This is a genomic window from Megasphaera intestinihominis (genome assembly GCF_040096415.1).
GTDB classification, from domain to species: Bacteria; Bacillota; Negativicutes; order Veillonellales; family Megasphaeraceae; genus Megasphaera; species Megasphaera intestinihominis.
Window position 1 is genome coordinate 1 of sequence record NZ_JBBMEU010000083.1, and the last position, 8,030, is coordinate 8,030.

An 8,030-nucleotide genomic window follows, 5' to 3' on the forward strand; every position below is an offset into this window, starting at 1 on the left:
GACAGGATGTCTCAGCTTATGCAGCAATACGATGTTGCTTATTGAATCGATTTACACAAAACTCTTGACACACCCGAAAATCTGCTATACTTTTTCTGTTGCTCCCTCCAATCTGGCAACAGAAAGGAGGTGTTTCTACTTTGGAGATACTCACTAACTTTTTCCTCTCCGTTATGGCAGGTGTAATTAGCTACTACATCTGCAAATGGCTGAACGGCAGATGACGAGCAACCAGCCTAAGAGGCAGCTCTCTATAAAAAGCAAAACCCCCACGGTGTCCAGACCGTGGGGGTTTATTGTTCCTACTTGGAACTCACTAACTTTTTCAGCTACGTTAAGTATAACATGTCTGCAAATCCGATTCAAGCTTTATATAGCATATTCGCTTATTTTTTATGCCACCGAAATTAGGTGAGAAATTTCAAATTTACACGACATAATCAAACAACTTAATTTCTGTAATCTTTCCGTTATGAGTTGTAAATACCAGCCATTTTCCTTCTTCATGATAAGAAATATACCCGCGGTCATTTTTCCAGGGTTCTCCGTAGGCTTGTTCAATAGCGTCAGCATCCATACCTACTGTTAGTCCAGCCGGTGTAATCAAGCCGTTATTGGCCGTTGAAAAGATACCGGTCACGACATTGGTATTGGCATCAAAAAAGATGTAAAACGATGACCCGTAGGCATAGCTATAACTGTATCCGCCCTCAGCATTGGGTACTTTATCCGAAATGTGTGTCGGTTCTCCGTAAATAGATTGTACATAGTCCGCCGATGAACCAATGGTGATACCACCAATCGCAAATTCTGAATCAGGAATGGCAGCAAAGACGGTAGAAATTGATACAATCAATAATGAGAATACGCTAAGAATAAGGCGTTTCATGTTACCACATCCTTTCTATTTTATTCTGGTCTTTACTTAGCAGTATAGTACATCTATAATATAGAAGAAGCAGTTGCTGGTATTGGCTGCGGAGGCGTCACCTCATTAGAGCGTGAATCCGTAGAGGTACTGCCACAGTTGTTCCTATAGAATCAGTTGTCGATGACATTGGCCCAAGATATCCCGTTTCTATTGAAGCGCTCTTTTGGGAGGTACGGTCGACAACTGATTTTTTCTTAGACGGATAAAATTCAAGAGGCCGTCGTTGTAAGACAGCCTCTTGTTCTATTAAGCGGTACATTCCCTATTTCGGTGTAACGGCTACGACGCGGACAGGCAGTCCGGTCGCGCCTTCGATATTGGGCCAGGCTGCCAGGAGGATGGCACCGGCAGGAGCTACCTTGTCGAGGTTATCCAAAAGCTCGATCTGGACGTGGCCCTGGCTGAGGACGTAGCGTTCGCAGATGAGGTCCCCTGCTTCAGCTGCGACGGCAGAGGCATCGGTATCAAAGGTTTCGTGGCCGTTGGCTGCGGCGTGGCGGACTTCATAGATGTATTTCAAGGCTTCCAAAGACCAGCCTGGCGCATTTTCATTGCCCTTTTCGTCGAAGCCGCAGAGCTTGTCGTTGTTCGGCCAGTTCTTGGCCCAATCTGTCCGCAGGGCGACAAAGGCGCCTTCCGGGATGTCGCCATAAGCGGCTTCATAGGCTTTGATGTCGTCGACAGTGACGGCATAATGGACGTCTTTGGCTACTTTTTCGCTGATGTCAATGACGACTAAGGGATAGGCCATGTGCTGGACGCCGAAGCCATCTGACAGTGCTGTCCCTTTGGCAAAATGGCCTGGGAAATCAATATGCGTGCCGAATTGGCCGGGAAATTTGAATGTCTGGATCAAACATTCCAGCATGGGATTGCCCCAATCGAAGACGGTTTTCCCGATTTCTACGGAGCCTTCAGGCATGCCTGACCAATACGGGCTGTCGTTGTTCAGCCGATGGCTGAGTTCTACCCATTCGTAATCGGATTTCAGTTGTTGTAAGAGATTCCATAATGCGTGTGTTGCCATAAGGACACTTCCTTTCTTAATTCAAAGATTCCATGTTTCTAATACGGACATCATGGCCCTTTTTTCAGCCGTCGCATCTTCTAAATGGAAGACAGCGAAACGGTTGCCACTTTCGGTAGTATAAATTTTCTTCATGACCGGATATCCTGGTTGGGCCAGTGCTTCTTGTGCCAGTTCATCCCCTTGTTCAAAAACGGCTTTGCCATAATAACGGAAAAAGAGTTTTCCTTTTCCCATAAGTCCACAGATTTCTACATAAGGATTTTCTTGCATTTGACGATAGACTTCTTTCATTGCGCCGACGCCAAAATAGTTCACTCCATCTTTTAGCATGTGGAAACTGATAGGACGCGATTTAGGGCGGCCAGCTTCTATGGTATTCAAAAAGAAAGCACCGCTCTCATCAACACAAGCGTTTAACCAATCGTTAATTTTTTTTGCAATGATTTGTTTTTCGGGTATATGGTTTTTCGATTTGTTTTTCGGGTATATGGTTTTTCCTTGGTTGTTTTTGTGGGATTATGTGGGATAATATTGATTTTTTATATTCCGATAACTTACAATGCCATAAGTCTGCATCGGCTTGTGTAATGGGACGGATGACCCGGCAGGGATTCCCGGCTGCGACGACATGGCTGGGAATATCATGGGTTACGACGGAACCGGAACCTATGACAACGTCATCGCCAATAGTGACACCGGGATTGATGACGACATTACCGCCAATCCAGACGTCTGAACCGATAGTGACCGGTTTGGCGTATTCCAGGTTGGTATTGCGGACTTCCGCATCAATGGGATGACCCGCCGTATAGATACTGACGTGAGGTGCCAAAAAGACGTTGTCGCCAAAGGTGACGTAGTTTTCGTCTAGTATGGTCAGCCCCGTATTGGCAAAGAAATGACGGCCAAAGCGGATGCGGTCACCATGGTCGAAGTAGACCGGCGCCAACAGCACCATGTCATCTGGCGCCTGGGCAAAACAGCGTTTCAGTTCTTCAAAAGCCTGACGGTCGTTCAAATCGTCAGAAGCATTGAATTTCCGCTGCGCCGCATGGACCCGCTGGAAGCTGTCATCGTGAACATTGAACGGGTCGTACAGCTCCTGGCCAATCATGCGGTCCCACTCTTTCTGATTCAATAGTATCCTACTCCCTTCTCTTATATGCAATGCTATCCTTGAATCCGATACCATAGCTGCATTTCAAAATCGTTGGGAATCCCCGGTTCTGACATGAGCTGGCCGAAGCCTACGACAATGCGCGTCATGGTTTGGCGAAAGGCTTTTTCTAAGGGCATTTGCTTCACTTTATGGAGATACCACGATTCATGGATGGAAAGACACATCCCCGATTTCAGCAGCAACAAGCGGGCATCATGGGCCGCCTGGATTTTTTCGGGGTCGCCCTGCGTATCCGCCTTTGCCGCTTCCAAGAGCTCCCGTTGTTCGTCTGGCGAAAGGTGGCTGCGGAACATATGCTGAGCCAGGCGCCGGAACCATGCATAGTCTTCTCCGGCATCGGCCAACAACCGCGTCATGAATTGTTCTGAAGCCCGGTCTTCTAAAAAAGCCTGCACGCAGGCCAATTCCTGATTTTCCAAAGACATATCATCACCTCGCAGAGTGTACGTCACGCCTCACCCATCATCTGGCAAACAAGCTTTATGGAATAATTCTACACGTCAGGCATTAATTCCTGCTTTCCCCTGCCTTTCTTCGGAATATATTTCATCGTGTACGTAAGACCTGTCTGGCCGCCCATTTCGATGAAATGCCAGTTTTTCTTCCATCTGTCCTATTTAATTCAACGAAATCCATGTGTTATAATAGAGACAAATTTTACTATATTTGAGGTGATTATGTTGAAAGGAAAAAAACTCGCATCCATGTTAGCTGTCACAGCTATGTTGACCAGCTTCGGCCTGACGGGGATTGTTGAAGGTGCCAGCCGGGCCGAATTAGCCGCGATTCACGTCAATCAGTCCGAAAATTTCCAGTATTGGAACGAGAATTCTCCGGCTAAGAAAAAGCTGGTAGCTTATGTGCAAAAAGTAACGAATCCCAAAAATCCTGATTTCATCCCGGCAGAACATCGCCTGGCCGTCTTCGATATGGATGGAACCCTGTTGGGAGAACGGACCCCGTCCTATACAGATGGCGTCTTTTATGCGGACCGTGTCCTGCATGACCCAAACTGTAAAGTGTCCGATGAAGACAAAAAATTTGCTCAAGCCTATTGGGATGCCATTTCTCAGCGGAAACCCGTTCCCCCGGAAATCGAAAAGAACTTGTACCACAACTTATATGCCGGACTGGCCGGGATGACGCCGCAGTCCCTGGACGCTTACGCCCAGGGATTTATGAAAAAGCCCGTTATCGGCCTGACGAACCTGACTTATGGCGAATCCTTTTACCTGCCTATGGTAGAAGTGATTTCCTATTTAGAAGCTAATAATTTCACCTGCTACATCGTTTCGGCCTCTGACCGCCCTCTCGTCCGCGCACTCGTCCATGGAGCCCTGCCTATCGCACCGAATCAAGTCATCGGGTCGGATCCGCAAATCGTTGCCAGCCATCAAGGCCAAACTAGCGGTGGTTCATATCAAATGACACAGGAAGATACCATCCAGTACGGCGAATTGGACCGGGTCAATGAAAAAATGAATAAAGTGTCATCCATTGTCCGTGAAATCGGGATACAGCCGGTCTTAGCCTTCGGAAACAGCAGCGGCGATTATTCCATGTTCCGGTATACGCTAAAGGACAACCCCTATAAAGCTGAAGTATTCAATATTCTCTGTGATGATACGCAACGTGAATATGGCCGCCCTGAACGGGCCGAACGCGATAAGAAGACATCTGCCGAAAATGGCTGGAATACTATTTCCATGAAAAATGACTGGAAGACAATTTACGGAGATAACGTAAAAAAGACACAATGACCCACCAGTCCATCTATTTTGTTCGAAATGTTCCGTCATACTTTGAATAATAATTCTAAAAGCATTGACAAATACGCGTTTTAATGTATAATATTCCTTAATATTTGAATTTTAAAGCTATTTAACACTTCATCAGGGGGGAATGGACATGAACAAGAAATGGATACTGGCAGGGATGGCCGCACTGACGGCTATGAGTGTCTTAACAGGATGTGGTACACAGTCAAAAGAAGCGGCGGCAAGGACGGATAAACCGCTTATCGTCGGGACGGAACCGTCATTCCCTCCTTTTGAAATGGCAGAAAACGATACATATACCGGCTTCGATATTGACTTGGCCAATGCGATTGGTGAAAAGCTGGGCCGCAAAGTAGAAATCAAGGCCATGGGCTTCGATGCTTTGATTCCGGCCTTGAAAAGCGGACAAATCGACATGATTGCCTCGGCCATGTCGGCGACGGAAGAACGGAAAAAACAAGTCGATTTCACGGCTCCCTACTACATCGGCGGTTCGGTCATTGTCGTACAGAAAGACAATACGACCATCCATGGCTGGAATGACATCACAGGCAAGACCGTAGCCGTCCAGGCCGGTTCTAAGCCAGCGGACTTCGCTGAAAAACAAGGAGCTGTCCTCAAACAGTTCGACGGCAATTACCAGTGCCTGCAAGAACTGCAAAATGGCGGCAGTGACGCCGTCGCAATCGACAAAGCCGTCGCCTTGTACTATGTTTCCAAAGGCGGCATGAACAATCTGAAAGTCGTCGGCGAACCGAAGAAACTGGCCGGTTCAGCTATGGCCATCGACAAAGGCCATGAAGACGAACTGAAGGCCATCAACCAGGCCCTGGCTGATTTGAAAGCTGACGGGACGTATACCAAGCTCTATCAAAAATGGTTCGGCGTCGATCCAACAGCGGTAGAATTGCAATAGAATTTGCCCCTTCTTTAGAACGGACCAACGGCTTGACCTATGCTGCCGGCAAAATGAAAGGCAGTCCCTTATGCTATCAGCTGACTATGATGGCCGACGAATGTGAACGGTCACCGCTGGCCCTCGATGCGATTCAGCGCTTATAGACTCATTTCTTCAGATATTGACTGGAAATGGCGGGATTCCACGAGCAGAGTCCCGCCGTTTTTTCAAAGCGCCATTTCTGTCGGACGTCGGGATATTTGTCATGGTCCACTTCGCTGAGGAACATTTCCAGAGGCCGGATGAAGTCGCGGTATTCGCCATATAAGGTCTTATAGACGACGTAGGTTTCGCCCGTTTCGGCGTCGTCGGCTAAATCGAGGATGCGGTACATATGGTTCTTGAAATGGCGCCACGTTTCGCCGGATTTGGGCAGGTCGCGGCCGAGGACAAAGGCTGTCAAAGCCGCAAAGGACGGCAGGAAGGGTACGGCGTCGGCCCAATCCTTATCGACGAAGCCTTCGTCGCTCATCTGCTGGAGCAAGGCCTTCATGGGCTGGTAATAGCCGTCGAAGTCGAGGAAGGCAAAGCGCCCTTTCATCTGATGCAGTTTCACCTGGCTCATGACCTGGCTGATTTCTTCCAGCGTTCCGATACCGCCGGGAAAGGCCAGGAAAATATCGCCTAAATCCATCATCTGCTGCTTGCGCGACGTCATATCCGGCGTCACGATCAGTTTCGTCAAGCCTTCATGCTGTAATTCCTCATCCATGAAGAACTGCGGTTCCACGCCGATGACCTGGCCTCCGGCCTGCAAAGCGCCGTCAGCCAGTTCCCCCATGAGCCCGGTCCGGCTGCCGCCGTAAACGAGGGTGTGCCCGTGGCGGGCAATCCAGGACCCTAACGCATAAGCATAATCAGCATAACAAGACCGGTTCCCGCAGCGGGAGCCGAGATAAACGGTAATATTCATAGATAGATTCCCTTCTTTCCCCAATATTTATACTACATAAGTATAGCGTGAAATTCGCATAAATGCTATATATTCATTAAATCCGCTTCAACAAGTTGATATCTTATAACAAGCATGATAAACGTACCTACCAAGATTACCTGCCAAGGTCTGCCCACCCTGGTGACGATGCTTTTTTTATGGCTTCCAACCATTTAAGACATCACCTGAAAAAATTGAGATATCATTTGATTTTATAAGGTTTCCCCAGATTATCGTTTACATTTGATACCGTCGTTTCCATCATAATCCTTGACATGTTCAAGCATACTCCGTATACTGATGTTATCAACAGAGCCACGGCCTGTCATTTCAAGGGTATCACTTTTATGTGAGGATCCTAAGACAGCGTGGCTCTGTTTTTCTGTTATCGCATCGTATTTGTATATGCGCCGACAGCACCAGTCTTAGTATCTTCCAAATAGATTCCATAGTTTGGAATTCGGAGTGCCATCGGAATTGATATAGGATTTACCAAGATTATCGTTTACATTTCGCAGGAAGTCACTTATACTTAAATTAGAAGAACTCAGAATCGGTATTGGCTGCTGATGATCAGACCCTGCGTCAGAGTTAGTAGAGGTACTGCTAGTTTTGGGTTCAGAAGACGTACTGACGGCTGGGGAGACGTTAGCCTCTTAAGAGGATTCAATACCCGGAGTTACCGGTATGCCTTTTTTTATTCTTTTTAGCTTCAATACCATCCACGTCAAAGACAGCTTCGCCTTTATAAAGGTCTTTTTCTCATTCAAAAAATTTCCACAATATGTTGACACCGTCTCATATGATTATCTCATAAATAAATTTGAAAATTTAAAATATAATTATTTTATAGAGAAACATCACCTACCGAAATAGTTAAAAAGCGATGACAGCAGGTGCATTGAAGGATAGGAAGTGTTTAAATATGAAAACAACAAAAATTGTACAGTTAGGTATATTAGCCACAATCATAGCTTTCGCATTTCCGCCTGTTCATTATAGAAAGATAACTAACGGAAAATTTGTTGACTATATCTCAGATGGTCACAATATGATTTTTAATATTCCGCCAAAGTATTACATTGACTGGGCAACATTGATTTTAGAGCTGGCTATTATATTATGTATAACCTTATTTTTTTACAGCAGTTTACAACTTTTTGAACAAATAAATATCGCGTAACCACACTTTGAAGTATAATGAATCTGCTAAAACACA

General features: G+C 46.4%; 9 protein-coding genes. 3 read left to right on the top strand and 6 right to left on the bottom strand.

Going from position 1 to position 8,030, the window contains the following annotated elements; genetic code table 11:
• Nucleotides 1-427 precede the first annotated feature (427 nt).
• The 5 genes from WMO23_RS10290 to WMO23_RS10310 all read right to left on the bottom strand — a co-directional run bounded on the left by WMO23_RS10290 (nucleotide 428) and on the right by WMO23_RS10310 (nucleotide 3,566).
• Nucleotides 428-889, bottom strand: a complete 462-nt coding sequence (locus WMO23_RS10290; RefSeq protein ID WP_296820978.1) for a hypothetical protein — start codon at nucleotides 887-889, stop codon at nucleotides 428-430.
• 304 nt (nucleotides 890-1,193) lie between these two features.
• Nucleotides 1,194-1,958, bottom strand: coding sequence for a cyclase family protein (locus tag WMO23_RS10295; RefSeq protein ID WP_020310195.1), 765 nt, complete (start codon nucleotides 1,956-1,958; stop codon nucleotides 1,194-1,196).
• 21 nt (nucleotides 1,959-1,979) lie between these two features.
• Nucleotides 1,980-2,342 (bottom strand): pyridoxamine 5'-phosphate oxidase family protein, encoded by a 363-nt coding sequence (locus WMO23_RS10300; RefSeq protein ID WP_303267802.1) that lies wholly within the window; start codon nucleotides 2,340-2,342, stop codon nucleotides 1,980-1,982.
• Nucleotides 2,343-2,385: 43 nt separating this feature from the next.
• Nucleotides 2,386-3,099 carry a sugar O-acetyltransferase gene (locus tag WMO23_RS10305; protein WP_303267803.1) on the bottom strand — a complete coding sequence of 238 codons (714 nt, stop codon included), beginning with the start codon at nucleotides 3,097-3,099 and terminating at the stop codon, nucleotides 2,386-2,388.
• A 32-nt stretch (nucleotides 3,100-3,131) separates the two neighbouring features.
• Nucleotides 3,132-3,566: a hypothetical protein gene (locus WMO23_RS10310; protein ID WP_020310197.1), complete on the bottom strand. Its 435-nt coding sequence runs from the start codon at nucleotides 3,564-3,566 to the stop codon at nucleotides 3,132-3,134.
• Nucleotides 3,567-3,818: 252 nt separating this feature from the next.
• Between WMO23_RS10310 and WMO23_RS10315 the strand changes: the two genes are divergently transcribed.
• Both WMO23_RS10315 and WMO23_RS10320 read left to right on the top strand, forming a co-directional pair.
• On the top strand, nucleotides 3,819-4,901 hold the full coding sequence (locus WMO23_RS10315; protein WP_020310198.1) for an HAD family hydrolase: 1,083 nt from the start codon (nucleotides 3,819-3,821) through the stop codon (nucleotides 4,899-4,901).
• A 148-nt stretch (nucleotides 4,902-5,049) separates the two neighbouring features.
• A complete protein-coding gene (locus WMO23_RS10320; protein WP_349174002.1) occupies nucleotides 5,050-5,835 on the top strand; it encodes a basic amino acid ABC transporter substrate-binding protein in 786 nt (261 codons plus the stop codon).
• A gap of 148 nt (nucleotides 5,836-5,983) precedes the next feature.
• On the opposite strand, the gene WMO23_RS10325 is transcribed toward WMO23_RS10320, so the two are convergent.
• Nucleotides 5,984-6,790 carry a TIGR00730 family Rossman fold protein gene (locus WMO23_RS10325; protein WP_349174004.1) on the bottom strand — a complete coding sequence of 269 codons (807 nt, stop codon included), beginning with the start codon at nucleotides 6,788-6,790 and terminating at the stop codon, nucleotides 5,984-5,986.
• Nucleotides 6,791-7,736: 946 nt separating this feature from the next.
• On the opposite strand from WMO23_RS10325, the gene WMO23_RS10330 reads away from it, so the two are divergent.
• The gene (locus WMO23_RS10330; protein ID WP_349174006.1) at nucleotides 7,737-7,994 is read left to right on the top strand and encodes a hypothetical protein; all 258 of its coding nucleotides are present in this window, start codon (nucleotides 7,737-7,739) and stop codon (nucleotides 7,992-7,994) included.
• The last annotated feature ends 36 nt before the right edge of the window (nucleotides 7,995-8,030 follow it).